Annotated in this window: 20 protein-coding genes; 11 read left to right on the top strand and 9 right to left on the bottom strand. The window is 52.3% G+C overall.

The features are described from left to right. Positions 1 to 30 precede the first annotated feature (30 nt). Both AAHB90_RS26940 and AAHB90_RS26935 read left to right on the top strand, forming a co-directional pair. A complete protein-coding gene (locus AAHB90_RS26940) occupies positions 31 to 609 on the top strand; it encodes a Crp/Fnr family transcriptional regulator (RefSeq protein WP_342088340.1) in 579 nt (192 codons plus the stop codon). Between the two features lie 89 nt (positions 610 to 698). Continuing rightward, positions 699 to 1,778, top strand: coding sequence for an NAD(P)H-dependent flavin oxidoreductase (locus AAHB90_RS26935; RefSeq protein WP_342088339.1), 1,080 nt, complete (start codon positions 699 to 701; stop codon positions 1,776 to 1,778). Here AAHB90_RS26935 and AAHB90_RS26930 read toward each other — a convergent pair. The 4 genes from AAHB90_RS26930 to AAHB90_RS26915 all read right to left on the bottom strand — a co-directional run bounded on the left by AAHB90_RS26930 (position 1,761) and on the right by AAHB90_RS26915 (position 7,805). Then, positions 1,761 to 2,411 carry an HD domain-containing protein gene (locus AAHB90_RS26930; protein ID WP_342088338.1) on the bottom strand — a complete coding sequence of 217 codons (651 nt, stop codon included), beginning with the start codon at positions 2,409 to 2,411 and terminating at the stop codon, positions 1,761 to 1,763. The two genes, AAHB90_RS26935 and AAHB90_RS26930, sit on opposite strands and share 18 nt — an antisense overlap. Positions 2,412 to 2,480: 69 nt before the next feature. After that, positions 2,481 to 3,341 carry an AraC family transcriptional regulator gene (locus AAHB90_RS26925; RefSeq protein WP_342088337.1) on the bottom strand — a complete coding sequence of 287 codons (861 nt, stop codon included), beginning with the start codon at positions 3,339 to 3,341 and terminating at the stop codon, positions 2,481 to 2,483. A 61-nt stretch (positions 3,342 to 3,402) separates the two neighbouring features. Beyond that, on the bottom strand, positions 3,403 to 6,921 hold the full coding sequence (locus AAHB90_RS26920) for an ABC transporter permease/M1 family aminopeptidase (RefSeq protein ID WP_342088335.1): 3,519 nt from the start codon (positions 6,919 to 6,921) through the stop codon (positions 3,403 to 3,405). Beyond that, positions 6,915 to 7,805, bottom strand: coding sequence for an ABC transporter ATP-binding protein (locus AAHB90_RS26915; RefSeq protein WP_342088334.1), 891 nt, complete (start codon positions 7,803 to 7,805; stop codon positions 6,915 to 6,917). Before AAHB90_RS26915 ends, AAHB90_RS26920 begins: the two co-directional genes overlap by 7 nt. Positions 7,806 to 7,952: 147 nt before the next feature. On the opposite strand from AAHB90_RS26915, the gene AAHB90_RS26910 reads away from it, so the two are divergent. The 5 genes from AAHB90_RS26910 to AAHB90_RS26890 all read left to right on the top strand — a co-directional run bounded on the left by AAHB90_RS26910 (position 7,953) and on the right by AAHB90_RS26890 (position 12,068). After that, positions 7,953 to 9,488 carry a sensor histidine kinase gene (locus AAHB90_RS26910; protein ID WP_342088333.1) on the top strand — a complete coding sequence of 512 codons (1,536 nt, stop codon included), beginning with the start codon at positions 7,953 to 7,955 and terminating at the stop codon, positions 9,486 to 9,488. After that, positions 9,485 to 10,201 (top strand): LytR/AlgR family response regulator transcription factor, encoded by a 717-nt coding sequence (locus AAHB90_RS26905; protein ID WP_342088332.1) that lies wholly within the window; start codon positions 9,485 to 9,487, stop codon positions 10,199 to 10,201. Before AAHB90_RS26910 ends, AAHB90_RS26905 begins: the two co-directional genes overlap by 4 nt. A 72-nt stretch (positions 10,202 to 10,273) precedes the next feature. Further along, a complete protein-coding gene (locus tag AAHB90_RS26900; RefSeq protein ID WP_342088331.1) occupies positions 10,274 to 10,678 on the top strand; it encodes a hypothetical protein in 405 nt (134 codons plus the stop codon). Next, on the top strand, positions 10,675 to 11,337 hold the full coding sequence (locus AAHB90_RS26895; RefSeq protein WP_342088330.1) for a TatD family hydrolase: 663 nt from the start codon (positions 10,675 to 10,677) through the stop codon (positions 11,335 to 11,337). The genes AAHB90_RS26900 and AAHB90_RS26895 overlap by 4 nt, the downstream gene beginning before the upstream one ends. After that, positions 11,334 to 12,068: a tRNA threonylcarbamoyladenosine dehydratase gene (locus AAHB90_RS26890; protein ID WP_342088329.1), complete on the top strand. Its 735-nt coding sequence runs from the start codon at positions 11,334 to 11,336 to the stop codon at positions 12,066 to 12,068. The genes AAHB90_RS26895 and AAHB90_RS26890 overlap by 4 nt, the downstream gene beginning before the upstream one ends. Here AAHB90_RS26890 and AAHB90_RS26885 read toward each other — a convergent pair. From AAHB90_RS26885 to AAHB90_RS26875, 3 genes are all read right to left on the bottom strand, one after another. Next, on the bottom strand, positions 12,065 to 12,211 hold the full coding sequence (locus AAHB90_RS26885) for a hypothetical protein (RefSeq protein WP_342088328.1): 147 nt from the start codon (positions 12,209 to 12,211) through the stop codon (positions 12,065 to 12,067). The two genes, AAHB90_RS26890 and AAHB90_RS26885, sit on opposite strands and share 4 nt — an antisense overlap. A gap of 12 nt (positions 12,212 to 12,223) precedes the next feature. Continuing rightward, positions 12,224 to 12,754, bottom strand: a complete 531-nt coding sequence (locus AAHB90_RS26880) for a hypothetical protein (protein WP_342088327.1) — start codon at positions 12,752 to 12,754, stop codon at positions 12,224 to 12,226. A gap of 157 nt (positions 12,755 to 12,911) precedes the next feature. Next, positions 12,912 to 13,268: a winged helix-turn-helix transcriptional regulator gene (locus tag AAHB90_RS26875; RefSeq protein WP_106598884.1), complete on the bottom strand. Its 357-nt coding sequence runs from the start codon at positions 13,266 to 13,268 to the stop codon at positions 12,912 to 12,914. A gap of 417 nt (positions 13,269 to 13,685) precedes the next feature. Here AAHB90_RS26875 and AAHB90_RS26870 point away from each other — a divergent pair, with 417 nt between their 5' ends. From AAHB90_RS26870 to AAHB90_RS26855, 4 genes are all read left to right on the top strand, one after another. Continuing rightward, positions 13,686 to 14,459, top strand: coding sequence for an HpcH/HpaI aldolase family protein (locus AAHB90_RS26870; RefSeq protein ID WP_342088325.1), 774 nt, complete (start codon positions 13,686 to 13,688; stop codon positions 14,457 to 14,459). Positions 14,460 to 14,465: 6 nt separating this feature from the next. Then, positions 14,466 to 15,932 carry a GntP family permease gene (locus tag AAHB90_RS26865; protein WP_342088324.1) on the top strand — a complete coding sequence of 489 codons (1,467 nt, stop codon included), beginning with the start codon at positions 14,466 to 14,468 and terminating at the stop codon, positions 15,930 to 15,932. A 29-nt stretch (positions 15,933 to 15,961) separates the two neighbouring features. Next, positions 15,962 to 16,816: an NAD(P)-dependent oxidoreductase gene (locus AAHB90_RS26860; RefSeq protein ID WP_342088323.1), complete on the top strand. Its 855-nt coding sequence runs from the start codon at positions 15,962 to 15,964 to the stop codon at positions 16,814 to 16,816. 136 nt (positions 16,817 to 16,952) lie between these two features. Beyond that, on the top strand, positions 16,953 to 18,242 hold the full coding sequence (locus tag AAHB90_RS26855) for an enolase C-terminal domain-like protein (RefSeq protein WP_342088322.1): 1,290 nt from the start codon (positions 16,953 to 16,955) through the stop codon (positions 18,240 to 18,242). Here AAHB90_RS26855 and AAHB90_RS26850 read toward each other — a convergent pair whose 3' ends face one another. Both AAHB90_RS26850 and AAHB90_RS26845 read right to left on the bottom strand, forming a co-directional pair. Further along, positions 18,243 to 19,121: a sugar phosphate isomerase/epimerase family protein gene (locus AAHB90_RS26850; protein ID WP_342088321.1), complete on the bottom strand. Its 879-nt coding sequence runs from the start codon at positions 19,119 to 19,121 to the stop codon at positions 18,243 to 18,245. A 57-nt stretch (positions 19,122 to 19,178) separates the two neighbouring features. Further along, a complete protein-coding gene (locus tag AAHB90_RS26845) occupies positions 19,179 to 20,735 on the bottom strand; it encodes a carboxylesterase/lipase family protein (protein WP_342088320.1) in 1,557 nt (518 codons plus the stop codon). Positions 20,736 to 20,747: the final 12 nt, after the last annotated feature.

Below are 20,747 nucleotides of genomic sequence, written 5' to 3'. Positions count from 1 at the left end.
TTTATATTTCAGGATTGAAAAACATTCCCAATGGACGCCCGGCAAATCCTGAAAGACCATATTGGTAAAACCGTCGAACTGACCGATGCGCAGTTCGACGGTTTTTATGCTTGTTTTAAACCCGAAACCTTCCGGAAAGGTCAGGTACTGATCCGCGAAGGCGAGTTGGTGACACGGGAATATTTCGTCGTGAGCGGTTGTCTCAAAACCTATTTCCTGAATGACGAGCTGAAAATGACGATCCTGCAATTTGCGATGCCTACCTGGTGGGCGTCGGACTATGACGCATTGTATAATGGGCGCCGGGCGGTTGTAACGGTGGATTGCGTGGCCAATGCGGAGGTTCTGTCGCTGTCGGCTGAGGATAGGGAGCGAATGTGCCACGAAATTGAAGCGATAGGGCACTTTTTCCGCTGGCGGACCAACCGGGGCTACGTGGCCTCGCAACGACGACTTCTGTCGATCATGACCAACGATGCCAGAAAACGGTATGAAGATCTGCTCGCCCAATATCCGACGCTGTTTCAGCTCGTGCCCAAGCATCTCATTGCCTCGTACCTGGGCGTATCACGCGAGACTTTGAGCCGGCTTTACCACGGGTCGAGATGATGCAAAATGTGATGTAGGTCACGCAATGTCGAACAAATTCTCTGCTTAATTTGCGCAGCGGGTTTCACTTACCGCCCGCGACCTGGATTATGTGGAACCAAACCAATGTTTCCCGCACGCTGGGAATCGAATATCCGATACTGCAAGGCCCTTTTGGAGGTAATTTATCGTCTGTTAAGCTCGTTTCGACCGTTTCCAACCTGGGCGGAATGGGCGGCTACGGCGCATACATGCTCACGCCGGAGGAAATTATTACATTAGACAAAGAGCTGAAACAAGCTACCGACAAACCCTACAATATCAACCTCTGGATCAACGACAGCGACTTTTCGTCAGGAGAAATTTCCGATGAAGCATTCGACAAGGCTGCTGTGCTCGTCAAACCGTTTTTCGATGAACTGGGCGCCCCGCTACCGGCCAGGCCCAAAGCCTACCCTTCGCGCTTCGAAAACCAGGTAGAGGCACTACTGACCGCCAAACCGCCGGTTTTCAGCTTTATTTTTGGCGTGCCTTCCCAAACAATCCTGGAAGATTTCAGGAAAAAGGGCATTAAACTCATCGGCAATGCAACGACGCTCGACGAGGCGATCGCATTGGACAATGCTGGTGTGGACGTCATCATCGCCTCCGGTTTTGAAGCCGGCGGCCACCGGCCCTCGTTCCTCGAATCGCCGGAAGCATCGCTGACGGGTACATTCGTACTGGTGCAGCAAATCCGCGACAAGGTGAAAACCCCCGTGGTAGCAGCCGGTGGCATTGCCGATGCCCGCGGTGTGGCGGCCGCATTCACCCTCGGCGCGGAAGGCGTGCAGATCGGCACGGCGTTCCTGGCCACCGAAGAATCCGGCGCAACCGAATACCACCGTAACCTCCTGCATTCCGACGCTGCCCGCTACACGACGCTCACCAAAGTATCGACGGGCCGGCTCGGCCGAGGCATCCGCAGCCGCTATACCGAAACGCTGGCAGGCCATAACGATGAGCTGCTGCCATTTCCGTTGCAGAACCAGTTCATTGTACCGCTCCGGAAAGCAGCCACCGAAAAACAGCAATGGGAACTGATCATGTTCTGGGGCGGGCAGATCGCGCCGGTATTGAAGCATACCAGCGCGAAAAAGCTGTTTGAAACCATTGTAGAGGAAGTCCCCGGCCTACTCGCTCCACGGTGAATGTAAAATGCAGTCGCAGAAGTTCTTGCGCTCGAAATTGGGGATCATATAGGCGCATACATCGGCTTTGATATTGCCGAATGTAGTGTCGGTTTTGTGCGAAAAGCCTCCGAAGAATGTCGGTATGATCCCGTTTTTGAAATTGTTACGCGGGAATGCGGACACGATGGCCTCGCGGTCGGGCGTGCTGAGGTGCTCGTAGCCCTCGCCCATCACATCGAGCCCCACACCTGAATACAGCAATGCAACCTCCGCCTCCTTGTACTCGGCCACGCCGATTGTCGTGTGCAATGCAATGGCGTCCCACACGAGTTGCATCGACTCTTTGGGCAGGCCGTTGCTTCGCAGGAAATCGCGGGCGGCATTGGCGCCATCCACTTCGAAGCGTTTGTCGGGGCTACTGTAATGCGGTACCAGGCCCAGGTCGTGAAAAACGGCGCTGATGTACAGCAGCTCGGGGTCATACACCCGTTTTTCCCGGTTGCCGTTGAGCGAGGCGAAGAGAAAAACGCGCAATGAATGGTTATAAATGAACTCGGTACCGTGTTCGAGAAGCAGGTCGGTGGCGTCGTTGGCCAGCTTGCTATCGGGTATGCGGATGCCCGCAATGGTTTGCAATGCGTTGACAGACATAGTTTTGTGTTTTTTGTTTTTACAAAATTAAGCCTGCGTCCAGCGCTGGGGAATGTCAGATTCTGCGGATCACCTGCCAAAATTGACGAAGCGGACCCGGTAATCCTGGGGCGACATCATCGCATTCTTTTTGAAAAAATGGCTGAACTGCTCGGGCGTGCTGAAATGCAGCTGGTAAGCAATTTCCTTCACCGGCTGCGACGAGAACTGCAATGAACGTTTCGCTTCGGCGACGATTTGCCCGTTGATGATCTCCTTCGCGCCTTTGCCCGCGCACCGTTTGCAAATATCCGAAAGTCGCCTCGCCGGGATATTCAGTTCTTGCGCATATTCGGAAACCTCGTGCATTTCGCGGTATCTTCGGCTGACCAGCTCGATAAAGCGCCGGTAAAGCTGTTTTTCATGGTTATCAAAGCCCGCGCCTGCCTCCGCATTGATATTCGCGATCTTGATCATGATGATTTTCAGGTAGGCGGCCAGCGCATCGAGTTTGTTTACATAATCCTTTGCCTCAAACTCATTGAGTAATGATTGAAGCAAAAAAGTAAGCTCAGATATAGCCGCATTATTCAAAGAAAGTCGCTGGTTTTCAGATGCATTGTTGAAGAGTACGGCCTTGCAGTTACTAGCGCTATCCGGCGTTTTCTCCCAGAAACAATCCCCGAAACTCAGCTCATAGCCGGTGATTGTACTATTTCCCCGGTAACGGCAAAGCTGGCCTTTCGAGAGCAGGAAAAGTGTGTTTCCGGTCAGGTCAAACCTTACATCATCAATTTCGATCACACCGGAACCTTCCTGTACAAAGAGAATCCGGTGATAGGCCAGTCGCTGATAAGCCGGTTGTTGGGAGACGGGCGGCATGTTTTCGCTTCCTGTAAAATGGCTTACACGAAACGAGTCTTTAATGTCTTGTTCAAAAATGAGGTCCATGGGAATGCCGGGTACTAATAAAAGAGAAAGAAGAATACACTTTCCAAAGTTCCGTCAGGTCTCACTTTAATACCACTACATTATTGTGATCGCTCATATCAAGCATGCAGGATAATGGATCGAGCATCACCGTCACCGGACCGCACGGTACCACTACGCTGATTACCGACCGGCTTTTCGAAAAATGGTGCCTTTGCAGGTAAATCGGCCCGGCAGTGGCCTCGGCAGCTATTTCCCGATTGAAAACAGCGATATCGATATCGTCGTCGGGTTTCAGCGGCACTGGTTTACCTGATGTTTCATCCATTTTGCGGATATTGATTTCCAGGGTGAGCAGTTGTTGGTTGTTGGGTAATGATTTGTTTGACAGTATTTTAATGTCATTATCAAATACAATCACTTTCTTGAAAAGCTCGTCGATGAGCCGCATTTGCGTCGCATTCGCTCCGCGTTTTAACGTCTCGATAAGGTCAGAGGTGTTTGGTTTTTGCAAAGGGTAACCGTGGTGCCTAACCAGCTCACCCAACGCGCGGGCCAGATGCGCTTCGCCCAAAACTTCTTTCAAACGAAATAAGGCGAGCCCACCTTTCTGGTAGTGCACGAAGGGCTGTTCCGCAGTTTTCCAAAGCGGTATTTCTTTCTCGCCCATGGCGCTGCGGTAGGAGAAATAGAGCTGCGTATCCATCAAATGGTAGGGTCTCAGGTACATTTTGCCAAACCGCTTTTCGGTCACCATCGCCTCGGTGTACTTAGCCAGCGATTCGGTCAGCAGCGCGTAGCCGGGCCCTGCCGGGGCAGCCAGACGACCTGCCCACCACTGATGCGCCGTCTCATGGGCAGTGGTGGCATAGGTAAAGTTGAAACCGGTACCGAGATTACTCCTGAAATTGGTTCGCTCCTGACTGAATATGAGACCCGGATAGGCCGTCGCGGCGCCGGGGTAGTGCGGGATTTCAGCCAGCGTGAGCTCGCCGTGCTGATAGGGACCAAAATTGGTATTACCGTAATCCACGGCGTCTTTCATCGCCTGCATCATGGCCGGAACGTTTTGTGAATGTCCCGCGTGGTGATAGATCCGGAAAGTTGTTCCCTTGTGCCGCTCCGTTTTCACCGCGTAGTCGGCTGCACTCATGGCGAACATGTAAGGAATCGGTTCCCGGGATTGGTAGTGAAAATAGCTTCGGCCTGCATTCTCCCAGCTTTTTATCAATGTGCCGACGGTAACCGCCTGTTGTCCGGTTTCGGTAGAGATAATGTTTTGAAAGTGAATGAAATGGTAGTCGTGATCGATGGACAGGGTGGTCTTGCGGAGCGGCAGCCCATTTTGCCGTCGCTCTTCCGGATCTTCGATTTCGTAAGCGGGCCGATATCCGAAATGAGGCAGGTATTTTTCCAACTCGATGTAAGACCCGTTTCCGGCAAGCGCATGCTCGCTATTGAAAGTTTTAAACGCCGACCGGTCGGCGCGGATCTTGAAATGGATAGTCATTTCCTGGCCGGCGGCAAGTGGTCGGTTGGGGCGGTACCAATGCTGCCCGAAAGTTTTATCCGATGAAGCCGGTGAAGCGCCTTCGGGATGCAATTCTATTAGCTCCATGTCCGGGTCAATGCCGATCCATAAGTGGGTAATGGGTTTCGTCGATTTGTTTTTAACCTTTAAATAGCCCTTTACCGTGTAGTATTGCCTGGATGGATAAAGGTCGGTCCGGAGATTAACAGCAGTAATGACCGGCTGGGGAGTGTTTTCGAGCGGTTTGTATTTCCTTTCGTACCTCGCCTGCCATTCCATATCGGTCGCCCCGGTGCGGTTGAGAGCGGAATGCCCGGTTTTAAACTGAATATAAAATCCTGTACCCGTGGCCAAAAGGATGCAGAGCGATACAAATGCGGCTGTGCGGCCATAGGATATTACGCCCTTACGTATGCGCCCGGGCCGTTGCTCCCGTGCATTGCCCGGCCACATGCGCGCCGCGCTGGCCGCGAGTGCAAGCGCGATGAACGCCCAATAGAGCACATGCCAGTGAAACGACAGGCCACTGTGCCCGAATCCGTGAAAGTCCGAGTAATGCAGGCGTGGTGCGGTGGCGAAACGTACAAGATAGCTTTCAAGACCCAGTTTTCGGCCAAAAATGAAAACCCCGATCACCAGTCCGCTGACGAGCATTCCCAGGTATTTGTTGGCTGTGAGCGTTTGAATGAATAGGATCAGGATTGCATAGAGCACGAGGGGCAGGCCCGCATAATAGTAGAGCGAAAAGTAGGTGCCCCATTCAAAAACCTCAAATCCTGAAAACCGCTGGACTGCCACACCTATCGCGATGTGAACCGTAACGAGGGTTAGTATCCACCCGATCAATGTGAGGGATTTGGCGGTAGCGAACACCCGTGCCGAAACCGGCGTAGTAAAAATCAGCGGCTGGATTCCCGTTGCTTTTTCCCGGTGGATCAATTCAGAAGCATAAAAAATGATCAGCAGCAACGCCGGACGGACTGCTACGAGTTGCTCGGCAAGTATTCCAGTGGTGGCGTAACTCCGTACGCCATAGGGGCCGTTGGAAAGGTTTTCAAAGAGCTCGATGGCATTGAAAAACACCCATAGTGCAAAGATTAACGCGTTGAACACGGGGTTAAAAAGCGTCTTTGTTTCCAGAAAGAATATGCGTAGAAAGGTTTGCCAGTGATAATTGCGCTTTTTGATGTGTGCATTGATCGGACGGTAGGGCACCGAGACCAGCGGAAGAGCTTCATAGTCCGTCTTCTGATCTTTTTCAGATAAAACCCTGAATTTGAAACGGCCATAAGCCAATCCCAGGAGTCCCAGCGAAATGACAGTCCAGAAGAGGCGGTTAGCCATGAAAACCGGCGTCAGGGGGAACAGTTCGCCGTTGCGCCGCCAGGCGGGCCAGTTTATGGTTTCTCCAAAAAATGCAGTAAAACCGAATGGATCTATCAAAATAGAAAACCAGCCCGGGCCGCCGGGAGCGGGTACGGAGCCCGCCATCACCGGTGAATTACCCAGGATGGAAGCGGTGAAATAAACGATAAAAATCAAAACGCCCGCCGCATACACGAACCGCACATTTCGTGTCAACAATGCCGTTGCAAATACGATGCTGCAACAAAACACGACGCCCGGAAGGCCAAATGTCAACAATGGGACGAGGTAGTGGGAGAAATGAAATGGGCCGAGGCGGTCGGGTGGGGCAATGAAGCTTGCTACCGCCGTGCCCGTCGCGGCAAGGGATATGACCAGAAAGACGGCGCCGAGCAATCCGAAAAACCGGGCAAAGAAGTAGGACGGGCGTCGGATGCCGGTGGTGAAGATTAGCGGCTCCATGCCATGATGGGAGTCGCGCAGGACCACCGCGGCGCAAGCGAGCGTGCTCACGAAAATGGTAAACAACGTGAGCAGGCAAATGATGAAATTGATCACATACGGGGCGTTCCGGTGTATTTCCTCACCACCAAAGGTGCCAAATGGCATCAGAATGCCCAGGACGAGGAAAAGCAATGCGGCAATGCGAAAGGTAATCTGCCGGAAATGATCACCCATTTCAAAACGAAGCACGGCGGCTAGCATGAGGCCACCTCCCTTCTGCCGGATAGTGTGGCAAAGTAAACGTCTTCCAGCCCCGCGTCGAAAGCCTCGAAACCGGGGCCAGGCCGCTCTCCCGCGAGTACATGCACCTGAATGCGCCCCGCGACCCTGCGCGTGGCGATGACATGAACCACGTCTTGCAGTTCGGCGAGCTCCTCCGGCGTTACCGTCTTGCGCCATAGCTGTCCCCGCAGCGAGTGCGTCAACGTTTCCGGTTTACCTTCCAGTACGACCCTTCCGGCAACCAGTATGGCCATTTGCGGGCAGAGATCGTGCACATCTTCCACGATGTGGGTTGAGAGTATCACGACAATCTGTTCGCTGATTTCGCTCAGCAGATCATGAAACCGGTGCCGTTCGGCGGGATCAAGACCGGCAGTGGGTTCGTCGACGATCACCAGCTGCGGATTGCCCAGCAAAGCCTGTGCAATGCCGAAGCGTTGTCGCATTCCGCCCGAAAAAGTACTTACGGCTTGTCTGCGGTACTGGTAAAGGTTTGTTCGCTGTAATAGGGCGTTCACCTGTTCGCGTCGGTCGGGTTTGGAGGTCAAACCCTTCAACACAGCCAGATGGTCCAACAGCCGTTCCGCCGAAACGCCGGGATACACCCCAAAATCCTGCGGCAGATAACCGAGCCTGCTTCTTAGCCAGGTGGTTTCGCGCGTGATATCGTATCCTTCGAAGGTAAGCCGTCCGCTGTCGGGCTGGGCGAGGGTGGCCAGGATACGCATAAAAGTCGATTTGCCTGCGCCATTGGGCCCCAGTAAACCGAACATCCCGATCGGTATTTCGAGTGAAACGTTGTCCAGGGCGCGGGTACCGTTCGGATAGGTTTTGGAGAGTCCCTCAATTTTCAATCTTTGCATGACATGGCTTTTGAAGTTAGTCCTCAAAGATGAATGCGGTTCTGCGGGTATTCAATTAATAATGAGGAAGGTGGAGTGGTTAGTGACGAATGCGCTTACCGGCCGGTTTTCATGTTCGTTTTACCAATATCACCAAAATCGCGACGGTTGTCATTAATTTTTGAGGGCAAGCGTGCATTCCGGTTTATTTGCAGGATGGTGATACTGGACAAAATAGCTGAGGCACTGAGCCGGCGAAGAGATACCGGACTTTTTGCGGGCCTGTTCTGCTGGATTTCGATCGGATTTACGATCGGGCGGGACGATCCCTGGGGAACGTATTTTCAGGCATTACTGGCTTTGGCATTGTTGTGGTCGCCCGTGCTGGCGGTTACGTGGGTGCGCGAGCGGAACGGGCGTTTTGCGGGACGCAATCGCCGGATTTGGCTAGGCTGCTTTTTGGGATATTTGCCGGTGCTACTATTGCTGTCGGGGAGTCTGATGCAGGCGGACGGTCTGCTCTGGCCGGTGGTGTTCACCGGCGGCCTCTGCATTGCGGTACTGGAATGTGTGCTGGTGATCGAGAGCATGTATATCAGCCGGTTGCGTAAGGTGAAATGGGTGCGGAAGCTGAGCCTGGAAAAGGCGGTATTGATCAGCATTACGGGTCTTGCGCTGCTGCTTGGGGCGATGGCGGTGTCGAGCGTCGGCAATCCGTTGTATCATTCCGACAAACAGCTGCTGATCGGTTTTGAAATACATCTTTTTAAGATAGCGGCCCGGTTTCCACTCTTTGTCAGCTATTCCCTGCAATTACTTACGATGTACCTGGCCGGATATTTTTTCTTTTATATCAATAGCCAGTGGTTTGTTCCGCGCATTTTGAAGGAACGAGGGATATTGCATTACCTCCTTTGTTCCGCGGCGCTCATCGGTGTTTTTTATCCTTTCTGGGGCCAGTTGCTTGCCAGTTTGCCGCTAAGCAAAGCCCTGGGAGGCGTGTTTTCTGCAAATCCTTTTGTTGCGGAGAATGCATTTGGAGCGGTGCTGATATTTGCGATAAGCCTGCCGGTATTGCTCGCGATCCAGTGGACGAAGCAGAACAGCATGATCACAGCCCTTCTGCATGAAAAATCCCTTGCCGAACTCGATCTTTTAAAGCAACAGCTTAATCCGCACTTTTTCTTCAATACACTCAATAACCTGTATGCGTTGAGCCTGCAACGCTCCGAGCAGACTCCCGAAAGTATTTTGCAGCTTTCGGAGCTGATGCGGTATGTCATTTACAAGGCCAGGGAGCCGTTTGTTGGTATTCAGGACGAAGTCAAATACCTGAACGACTACCTGCAATTGCAGAAGATCCGGCTTAAAAGGAGCCTCGACCTGCAATTTGAGAAGGAGATCGCTGATTCTACGATTCAGGTTGCGCCGCTGCTGCTGATTGTTTTTGTCGAGAATGCATTCAAACACGGGGTTGAAAGTGCCGAGAATCCGGCCTTTCTGCATATCACCCTTCAAGCAGACCGGCGATCGGTGCGTTTTGTATGCAAAAATTCCTTCGAACCGGCAACGGATGCGCATACAGGCATCGGATTGACTAATTTGCGGAAACGGCTGGCATTGCTTTACCCGGGAAAGCACCGGCTGATTGCCGAAGCAGAGAATGGCGTGTTTGTCGCCAGCCTGGAAATTGATTTGCTATGAAATTACGCTGCCTGATTGTAGACGACGAACCCCTGGCCCATGATGTGATCCTGAGGTACCTGTACGATGTTCCGTTTCTCGAAAAGGCCGGGCAATGCTACCTGGCGACCGAGGCATTTTCTTTTCTTAATCATCATGCCGTCGACCTTATTTTCCTGGATATCCGCATGCCGAAGCTCAGTGGGCTCGACTTTCTGCGTACGCTCAATCAGCGGCCGCTGGTTGTCATAACGTCGGCCTATGAGGAGCATGCGCTGGAAAGTTTCGAACTCGAAGTGGTCGATTACCTGCTGAAACCTTTCCGTTTCGACCGTTTCCTGAAAGCCGCGAACCGTGCGTTGGAACAACATACTTTGCGTAAGCAGGTGGCGATAGTACCCGCTCCGGCCACGGCGCAGCACGAACAGGAGCCGCTGTATATTAAATCCGACAAGAAGCTGATCCAAATGCAGCTTGACGATGTGTATTACCTTGAAAGCCTGGGTAATTACGTGAAAGTCTGGGGACGGGATCACTTTCTGCTCACGCAGCGCACGCTGGCAAGTTTCGAAGCACAATTACCGGGCGATACGTTCATCAGGGTACATAAGTCGTTTGTCCTGAACAAAAAAATCGTGCACTATTTTGAAGGCAACATGATCCGCCTGCTCAACGGAAAGGTCCTGCCGCTTGGTAAAACGTTTAAGCACGTAATCAAACTGTTTCCGGGCTGATCCTTGAAATTTAGCCGTTGGCTGGATATATTTGTTTATACACGAATTGAAAGACACCACCCACGCACGATCATGAATTCACTCGATTACTTACGCGACCAGATCAAAACCTATTTCCCCGAATCGAAGGAATTACAACTTTCGGCGGCATTTGACGGTCAGCGCCGCTTTAATTTTTACTTTGAAATAGCCCCGGGCCAACGCCATCTGCTTTATCTCAACTGGGACGGTGATATCGATGGTTTTACTTTGAAATGCCTTGAATTTCAGGACGCCGCTTTGTTGGAAGAGCTTATCGGCGCCTATACCGAAAAAGGGTCCAAGATGTTTAATGTCGGCCAGCCGGTGGCAACGCTTTCATTTGTCTATCAGGGTAATGACAATCTCAGGGTACGCAACTACAAAGGCAAGACGCACATCGATTCCCACGAGATATCGGCGAGAAATCTGATGTACGCCGTCAATCCGTTTGAATGAAGGGCCGGACATCGATGTATCTGGACGTTCACACCCATTACCCGGCCAACGAGCCCGGCGTACTGGCCATTGAAAACCGGCATAGCGGGTTCGGGTCAGCTACCGCTTCCCGGCATGTGAGTGCGGGCCTGCACCCCTGGTATATCCGTTCGGAAACGCTTTCCGCTAATTTTGAACAATTGCGACAATATGCGGCGCAACCGCAGGTACTTGCCATAGGAGAATGCGGCCTCGACAAGCTCACCGTTACGGACTGGGACACCCAATACCGAGCATTCGAAGAGCAGATTGCACTGGCGGAAGAGTTGCAAAAGCCGCTGATAATCCATTGTGTGAAAGCATTTCAGGAATGTCTGGCACTTTTGAAACGTACCCGTGTATCCGTGATTTTTCATGGAATCAACAATCGCCTTTCGGTGCTCCGCCCGGTGATCGACGCGGGCTATTACCTGTCGTTCGGAAAATCATTGCTGCATCCCAACCCGGCCGTCGTTGAGGCGTTCAGGGCCGTTCCGATAGAGCAGATTTTGCTCGAAACCGACGATACCCGTGCCGACATCCGTGAAGTCTACAAAACCGCCGCCCGGCTGCGGAATATTCCGGAAAAAGAGATTGTTTTGCAGCTTGAACGGAATTTTGGTAAAGTATTTAAACAATGATGGAGGATTTTTCCTGGCTTTCCAGGACGGAATTACTGATCGGCAGGGAAAACCTGGTAAAGCTCAGCCAGGCGCATGTGCTCGTGATCGGACTGGGTGGAGTAGGCTCATTTGCCGCCGAATTTATATGCCGCGGCGGGGTAGGCACGATGACCATCGTCGATGGCGATGTGGTCGACCCGACCAACCGTAACCGGCAATTGCCGGCATTGGCAACGAACCATGGCCAGAGCAAGGCCGATATCATGGCCGAGCGCCTCAAAGCCATTAATCCGGAGCTTAATCTGAATGTAGTCAAGAGCTTTGTAACGCCGGATGCCGTGGAGCAAATCCTCTCAATCACCAACTACGATTACATTGTTGACGCGATCGACAGCGTCACCCCGAAGCTGACCTTCCTCACGCAGGCGTACAAGCGTGATATACGCATTGTAAGCTCTATGGGAGCGGGCGGGAAAATGGATCCTACAAAACTGAAAGTGGTCGATATTTCGAAGACCTACAATTGCCCTTTTGCGCAGCAGGTTAGGAAAAATCTTAAAAAGGCGGGTATTTACAAAGGGATCAAGGCAGTTTTCTCAACCGAAGAACAGATCCGCGAATCGCTCATCCTCACCGACGGCAGTAACTATAAGAAGTCGGCCTACGGAACAATGCCCTACCTCCCCGCCACCTTTGGCGCGACCTGCGCATCGGTAGTGCTGCGTGATCTGTGCGGTGCGGGTAGTTAGTGTGCGGTTTTTACAGCAGCGTCTTTCCTGGAAGATAGTTTCCGTGATTTGAGAAAGGCGCTGAATTCTTTTTCTTCCTTGTCGGTCAGCTTTCTGTCGATGAGCACAAGATCTTTTTCGTCTATTTTTTTGAAATCCGTCATGGGGCAGATTGCTTAAATGGTTTGTGTTAGATAGTGTTTTGCCAGCATCATTGCTTCCCGGGTATCGATAAACATCCGGTTTGGCCCGAACAGCTTGGCGCCAAAAGTTTTCTGGTAATGCTCAACGAGTTGCGTCTTGGGAACGAAGGAAACCACACCGTCATATTTCAGGTCAAAAGACAACTTGCAGGCAGCTGCGAACAGGTTCCCTGCCACACCACAATATAGCTTATTTTTTCCTTTATTCCAGCTTACATTCTCAATTAAATGCGCATAAATATGGTTGCCTTTGTCCGCAAGGCTGATCAGCCCCTGGATCGTCGAGGGTTCATGCAATAGCTCGATTTTGAGCACCTGCCTGTCCTTTCGGCACAACTCGGAATGCCAATCAAATAACCAGTCAGCGGCTCTGACTTGTGAGCGTTTGGTACTTTCGGCACAACTAATGGACGTCGCGAACACCTCGCCGGTGAGAGAATGCTGAACAGTGCCGGTAAAATTGAGCGAATTACAGGCAATGCGATGCTGTTGGCTTGAATGCATTGCCGAATTTATTCGGCAGGTAAAAGCGTAACGAATCCGATGTGCAAGCAACACCGGCGGATGATCAAATGGTGGTAAGCCTGTTTTATTAACTCACAATTTCCGAAGTGATTGTTAACATTTGTTAAGGACCGGGCGGGCGGTCTTTAACAGGGTGTCATTCGGGGAATTCCATCTCGGTTTCGGAGAAGTGGCAGAGGCCGTCGAGCAGCTCGCTGAGCTTGGAACCGGTTTCGGACAGCGTGTATTCGACACGGCTCGGCACTTCGCGGAAATTGTCGTTGCGTATGATCAGCTTATGCTGTTCGAGCAGTTTCAGGCGATCGGCTAAGATGTTGTCGCTAATGTGTTTAAGGTCCTCTTTCAGGGTCGAAAACCGGTTGTTGCCTTCTTCAATGCTGAACATCACCTCTGTCAGCCACCGTTTGCTAAGCAGGTTGATCAGTTCGTTCAATGTACATTTCTCTTCCAGGAACGTCTGGTTGTAGTAATTCGTCGAGGTCAGTTTTCTCATAGGATCGGCTCATTTTTATAGGAGCTACTCACAATTTACGCAGATATTAATGGCTTGTCAACACGAGAGTGCCAACCCGCGATAAGTGTTTTGAAATACATTCTGTATTATTTTAATAAAAAAGATAAAATAGTGGGGTATAAATGCGCAAAATGAGTCTCATCTGGAAAAAGTGACAGCTACCACGAGGTGAGACCACGCAGCCGGGTATGACGCAGGTCCTGTTTGACGGCGTGGAAGTGCCTTATGTGGCCCAGCAGCATCAGATTACGGACTTATTGTCGGCTAACCTATACCGACGCCGAATTGAATGTGAACCACGACAATACCCGGAAGGCGATCACCGTGCAAGGTCCTGACCTGCTCGAAACCCGGGTGTGGCGGGACAAAAAAAGCATTGTATCAACCGATTTTTGAATGAAAAACCTGAAAAAAAGACTGCAAAACGGGGAAACCCTGCATGGCTGCTGGCTCAACACGGGCAGCTCCCTAACGGCTGAGATTGTCGGAATGGCCGGTTTCGATTGGGTGCTCATAGACCTGGAACATGGCGCAGGGTTCGAAAAGGACGTGCTCTATCAGTTGCAGGCGCTCGAACATACCGCCACCGCCGCGATCGTGCGCGTGGAAAGTTCGGAAAGCCAGCGCATTCACCGGGTGCTCGACATGGGTGCGGAGGGTGTCATGTGTCCCAAGATCCTGAATGCGGAAGGGGCGCAAAAACTCGTGCAGGGCTTGCATTATCCACCGTTTGGGAGCAGGGGCGTGGCCAAAATGGTGCGTGCAACGGGCTTCGGGCAGCATTTTCAGGAGTATTATGACAACAGCCGCGACAATATCCTCGGTATCGCGCAGATCGAAACGGTGGAAGTGCTCAACCACCTCGACGCGGTTGCCGGTACCGACGAGGTAGACGTCCTTTTTATCGGCCCGGCCGACCTTTCGATGGAGCTCGGCATATTCGGACAGTTCGATCATCCCAGGTTCCGCGAAGCCGTACGGGAAACATGCGAAGCCGCCCGAAAAGCCGGAAAAGCGGTCGGTATCCTGTTTTTTAACACCAATGAATACGCGGCCTACCACGAGTTGGGCATCCGGTTTATCGCCTGCGGCTCCGACGCCACTTTTGTAGCCGAAGGCGCCCGTGTGATGGCCAAAAAACTGAACGATCTCCGCCCATCTCAAACCTGATTTTTCATGACTTTGACGACGGTTCTTTTCAGCGACCCGCTTTTTATCCTTCTTATAGGCGTGATCATCGTGGTTGGAGGCATTATTTTCCTGCAATTGCATCCGTTTCTGGCACTTATTCTGGCCGCGTTTGTCGTAGCATTACTTACACCAACGTCATCCGTCGAGGCATTTGCCATCGCGAAAGGGTCGTCGCCGGAAGCGGCAGCCGCATTATCGAAGAAGAGCATAGGCGAGCGAATTGCCACGGAATTTGGCAGCACGTGTGGCAAAATAGGCATCCTGATCGCGATGGCCGCAATTATTGGTAAAGCCATGCTCGAAAGTGGTGCAGCCGAGCGGATCGTACGGTCGATGCTCGCTGTGACGGGCGTGAACAACGCGCCGATCGCATTCCTGGTGAGCAGCTTCTTCCTGGGTGTGCCGGTGTTTTTTGACATTGTAATCTTCCTCATGATCCCGCTGGCGAAGGCGGTGAGCATGCGTATCGGCAAGAACTATCTGTTGCTGGTACTGGCCATTACGGGTGGAGCGGCTATGGCCAATTCGTTTGTGCCGCCTGCGCCCGGGCCTTTGTTCCTGATCGGTGAAATGAATATTCCGATCGGTATGATGATGGCCGGTGGCACATTGCTCGGTCTGGTGACGATCACGGCCGGTTTCCTTTTTGCCAAATGGGCCAATGCCAAATGGCCGGTAGAACTCCGCGATTCGCTCGACGCCCGGCTGGAAGATATTCGCTCACTGGCCGGGCAGACGGATAAGGAGCTGCCGCCACTGTGGTTTTCGCTGCTGCCGGTCACCTTTCCGTTGGTATTTATTTGCCTGGATAATATTTTGAAATCAACGATCAAATCGGGCGCATTTGTGCCGGAATCCTCGCTGTCGCATTTCCTCGTGGATTTTGTCGCATTGGTCGGGGATAAAAACATTGCCCTGGTTGCCGGCGGACTGATTGCCCTGGTGCTGTTGGCCGTCCGAAAAAAGGGTAGCAAGGAAGGTATTTCGTCATTTGTGCAAGCGGCATTGATGAGCGGGGGAGGCATTATCCTTATCACGGCTGCGGGTGGTGCATTCGGCGGGGTGTTACAGCAAACGGGCATTAGTTCTCGCATTGCCGCACTCACCGCCGACTACCAGATGACGCTCATTCCGCTCGCATTCGTCATCAGCGCGATTGTGCGCACGGCGCAGGGCTCAGCTACGGTGGCTTTGATCACAGCTTCGGGTATTTTGTCAGGAATGGCTACCAGCGCCCATTTGGAATATCATCCACTGTACCTCGGTCTCGCGATCGGTTGCGGCTCTAAACTTGTGCCATGGATGAACGACGCTGGTTTCTGGATCATTGTCAAGATCAGCAATCTCACCGAAAAAGAGGCATTGAAAACTTTTTCGCCCATGCTGGTAGTGATGGGCTGCGTGGGCCTGATCGTACTGATGATCGCAGCGCGCATCTTCCCGTTGGTTTAATTATTTCAAAAACAGATAGTTAATAAAGAATGGAGAAAATTGGTTTTATAGGACTCGGCATCATGGGCAAACCAATGGCGCTCAATCTTTTGAAGGCTGGCTACCCGGTGGGCGTGCTGGCAGATAGCCAGGCATCGGGCATACTAAAAGATGCGGGCGCTGGCCTATGGCTCGACGCGACTGCTCTGGCAGCGGGAAGCGATATTGTTATCACCATGCTGCCCGATTCACCGCAGGTCGAGCAGGTGGTCAATGGCGGAGTCCTGGCAGGTATTCGGGAGGGAAGTCTATTCATTGATATGTCCACGATAGCGCCGCTCGTTGCCCGGAAGCTCTACGAAACCATGGGGGAAAAGGGCGTTCAGGTACTGGATGCACCGGTTTCGGGCGGACAAGTAGGCGCAGAGGCAGCCACGCTGTCAATTATGGTCGGTGGCGACGAAGCGGCATTTTCGCGGGCGTTACCGGTTTTTCAGGCAATGGGCAAGAACATTGTGCATATCGGCGAGCCGGGTGCGGGGCAAACGACCAAGGCTTGTAACCAAATGATCGTCGGACAGACGATCCAGGCGGTTGCGGAGGCATTTACATTGGCCGAAAAGGCAGGTGTAGACCTTACCAAAATGCGGGAAGTGCTGCTCGGAGGGTTCGCCCAGAGCCGTATTCTCGACCTGCACGGCCAGCGGATGATCGACCAGAATTTCAAGCCCGGGTTTAAAATCAAACTGCATCAAAAAGACATCAATATTGCCCTCAAAACCGGCGAAGAGCTCGATCTCACGCTTCCGGGCACGGAAACTGTCGCCCGGCAAATGGAAGCTGCCATGCAGCAGGGCAATGGAGAGCTCGATCACAGCGCACTGTTTCTTGCATTGGAAAGTTAACAGATTTTGATAGTTCCACCTTAACCGATGATCATGAAAAGACATCAGTTTGTGAAGATGCTTGCCACCGGCTCGGTAGGAGGTGTGAATGTGTGAATTTTCAATCATTCAATCATTCAGTCATTCATCATTCCCAATGTCCCACATCCAGGAAATCCACATTACACCCATTGCCATTATTGACCCGCCGTTGTTGAATGCGGCTGGTTTGCATGCGCCTTATGCGCTTCGTACGGTTGTTGAAATCGTTACGGATGACCGTATTTCGGGCATTAGCGAGATACCGGGCAACAGCGATATCGACGCTGCATTGGAAGAGGCCAAGGCATTGCTGATCGGCCGCGACCCGTTCAATCTGAATGTGATCCGGCAGGTGCTGACGGACCATTTCGGCACCGAATCGGCGGCTGCGCGTGGGGATGCACCCTGGGACCAGCGGAAGCTTGTCCATATTTTTAGCTCGGTCGAGGTAGCTTGTCTGGATATTATCGGCAAGATCACCGGCCGGCCGGTCGTAGATTTGCTGGGTGGTAAAATGCGGGACCGTGTGCCGTTTTCGGCCTACTTGTTTTATAAATACGAAGGCGCAGGCGGACCGCTGGAATTCGGTACCGATCCGGGCGCCACTGGCTGGGCCGCTGCACGTCAGGCCGCCGCGCTCGACCCCGAAAGCATCGTGGAGCAAGCGCGGGAGATGTGCAAAGAATTTGGCTTTCAGTTCATTAAGTTGAAAGGAGGCGTTTTTGAACCGCGAGTCGAAGTCGATTCGATGCTGGCGTTGCGCAAGGCGTTCGGTCCGAATATACCCCTGCGCGTCGATCCAAATGCGATCTGGGAAGTAGAAACGGCGATCCGCTACGGGCGTGAGCTGAAAGGCATTCTCGAATACCTGGAAGATCCCGTGCGTGGGCAGGAGAACATGGCGAAGGTGAGGAAGGAGCTAGGCATTCCCCTGGCTACCAACATGTGTACCACTTCCTTTGCTGACATTCCGGGAAGCATCAAGCTCGGATCCGAAGATATTATCCTCAGCGACCATCATTTTTGGGGTGGATTACGTGCTTCGATGACACTTTCGGGCATTTGCGAGACCTTCGGCCGCGGCTTGTCGATGCATTCCAACAGTCACCTGGGCATTTCGCTGGCAGCTATGGTGCACCTCGGCGCTGCTTTACCCGAGGTTCCCTATGCGCTGGACACACATTATCCCTGGCAAAGCGACGAGGTGATCGTCGGCGGGCGTATTCAGTTTGAAGAAGGCAGCGTGCGGGTGCCCACCGGCCCGGGTCTGGGCGTGGAGCTCGACCGCGAGGCATTGAAAAAACTGCATCAGAACTACATCGATTGCGGTCTTAAAAAGCGCGACGATGAAATTGAGATGCAGAAAAAAGTGCCCGGTTGGAAGTTTAAAGCCGTTCGCTGGTAGCTAGTATTTGGCCATCATTTTGTCGAAAACCTGGCGCTGTTCACTCAGCGCCTTGATTTTGTCGTCCGGGTTGGTGTGGCATTCCAGTAATACCCAGCCCTTGTAATCCATTTTGGCAAGATTATCGATCAGTTCGGGATAGGGATAATCGGTGCGGTCGAGTTCGCGGACATGGCACGTATCGCCGAAATACTTTTTAACCAGGTCAAAATTGTATTGAAAGCCTTGTCCGTCCAGGTCCTGCTTGTTGCAGTTCCAGCATATTTTGGCATTGCGGTGGTCGGCGTAATCCATGATCTTGCGGATATTAGGCAGTTCCTGGGTCTCTTCGCCGTGTACTTCCAGTCGCAATTGCTGGCCGAAGTCGGCGGCATAACCTGCTAATCCACGTAGTGCGAGCCCGATTTGCTCCAATGTCTTTTCGGTGGAAACTTCCTTGTGCAATGCATTGGGTTTCACCTTCACACCCGTGCCGCCCACGTCCGCGCTCAGGCGGATGAACTCTTTGGTGCGTTCAATCGACGCTTTTAATTTGTCCTGATCGGGAAAGTCATATTGTTGGTTCGTGCCAAGGCCCACAATTTTTACCGGGCTATCGGCAAATTGCTTCTTTACCTCTTTCCGCTGTTCCGGTGTGAGGTCGGGCATTACCTTGTGTGCATGCTCCACGCGCAGCTCGACGCCGGTAATGTGGGTGTCCGAAAGGTTTTTGATCAAAGTAGGGACGTCCCAGTCTTTGCCCCAGAGGTAAGTCACAAACCCGAGTTGCATTTTAGGTTTTTTCCAAACCAGCGGGCCGGCCTGGCCGAAATCGGGCAGAAGTGTTGCTGTGGCAGCCAGGGAGAGGTTTTGAAGGAATGTCTTTCGGTCAATGCGCATAGGAAGCCGGTTTGGTTTGACTGGTTACAATCGCTCTAAGCCGACTTTCTGTTAATTCTACCGTTTGGAAGCTTGCTCGATAAGGAAATCCAGCGCGGGTTGTTCGGTCAAAGGCCCGGCTTTGATTTCGTCGCCCAACAATATCATTTGTGGAGCATTGGGATTAAATGCAGGCCATACCGGCAATCCGGCGCCATTAGGGTTGCCGGTTTTAATAAAATTTACCCAATAGGCGGACATCACATTGGCAATCTGATCGTCTGTGGCATTCAATGGGCGCAATGTACGGTCGATAAAACGAAGGTTGTCATACGCGTAAGCAACCTCGCCGGTATGAAAGGCACCATATTGTGCGTAAACGCTCGTGGCGGGCAACTTGCGTGTAAACCGGTACAGGTATGCGCCCTTGCCCTGCCGCGCTTGTGCTTGCGCCCAGGAGTAGTTTTGAACACCATAACTGATGTCGCGGGCCAATTCATTCTGGGAATGAGCAGCTTCCGCGTCGGTTTGCGCCGGGTAGTATTGAAAGAATGTCTGGGCGATAGGACCGTATTGCTGGTTGTATTGAGCCTGAAAATCGGTAGCATTTTTCGGCTGGGCGACCGCATTTTCATTCTGGTTCCAGCCAGTAAGGAGTGTGACCGGATTCTGTTTTCCCGCCTGGTAAATCGCAGACACCGATTCCGAGAGTACCAACCCGTCGGTAATGGGTCCGCGGTATGCGGTAACATTCTTTAAAATTTCTTCTGCAGGGACTTTTCGTAATGCTGCCAATGTAGTGGCATTCAATTTTTCGCCTGCTTTCAGACCTGCCTCCTCGGCTTGTTTCAGTGACGGATAATTTCTACCGAAGCCCGCACCGCTTTCAGCAATTGCTTTATTGAAAAGACCCTTTGCCTGGGGGCTCACCACCAGGCAATTCACGCTCATCGAACCTGCCGATTGGCCCGCTATTGTGACATTTTCAGGATCGCCACCAAACTGGGCGATGTTCTTTTTAACCCATTTCAAAGCCGCGATCTGGTCCATCAGGGCATAATTCCCCGACGCATTCTTTCCTGATTCCTTCGTCAGTTCGGGATGCGCGAAAAAGCCGAATGCGCCTACACGGTAATTAATACTTACAAAAACAACACCTTTTCGGGCTGTCGCCTCGCCATCGTAAATGGGGCACCCCGCACCGCCGCTGACGAACCCGCCACCGTAAATCCAGACGAGCACCGGCTTTTTGGTTGACGTGTTCCCTTGTTTGTCCGTCCAGACATTCAGATAAAGGCAATCTTCGCTAATGGGTGTTTTAGGGATCAGAAATTCAGCGCTCCACATGCTGAACGGTACCGGTTCATTTTGCACAGGACTCGGGCCAAATGCGTCGCATGCGCGTACGCCGCTCCATTTTTTCACTGGTTGAGGAGCCTTCCAACGCAAATCTCCCACAGGTGGGGCGGCAAACGGGATGCCTTTGTAAATGCTGATCCGACCGTCGGGACTCGAGGTGCCGGAAATCTTCCCGCCTTCGATGCGAAGCGTATCGGAAGCCTGCGCCGCAAAATGAAAGCTCGTCAGAACGCAGACCAGTAGCAGGTCGTGAAGTAAAAATGCGCGTAAATTCATTCGGAATAACAA

Origin of the sequence: Dyadobacter sp. OTU695 (genome assembly GCF_038440355.1) — a bacterium.
Classification (GTDB): Bacteria; Bacteroidota; Bacteroidia; order Cytophagales; family Spirosomataceae; genus Dyadobacter.
The sequence above is the reverse complement of the archived record's forward strand: the minus strand, read 5'-3'. Positions and strand labels throughout refer to the sequence as shown.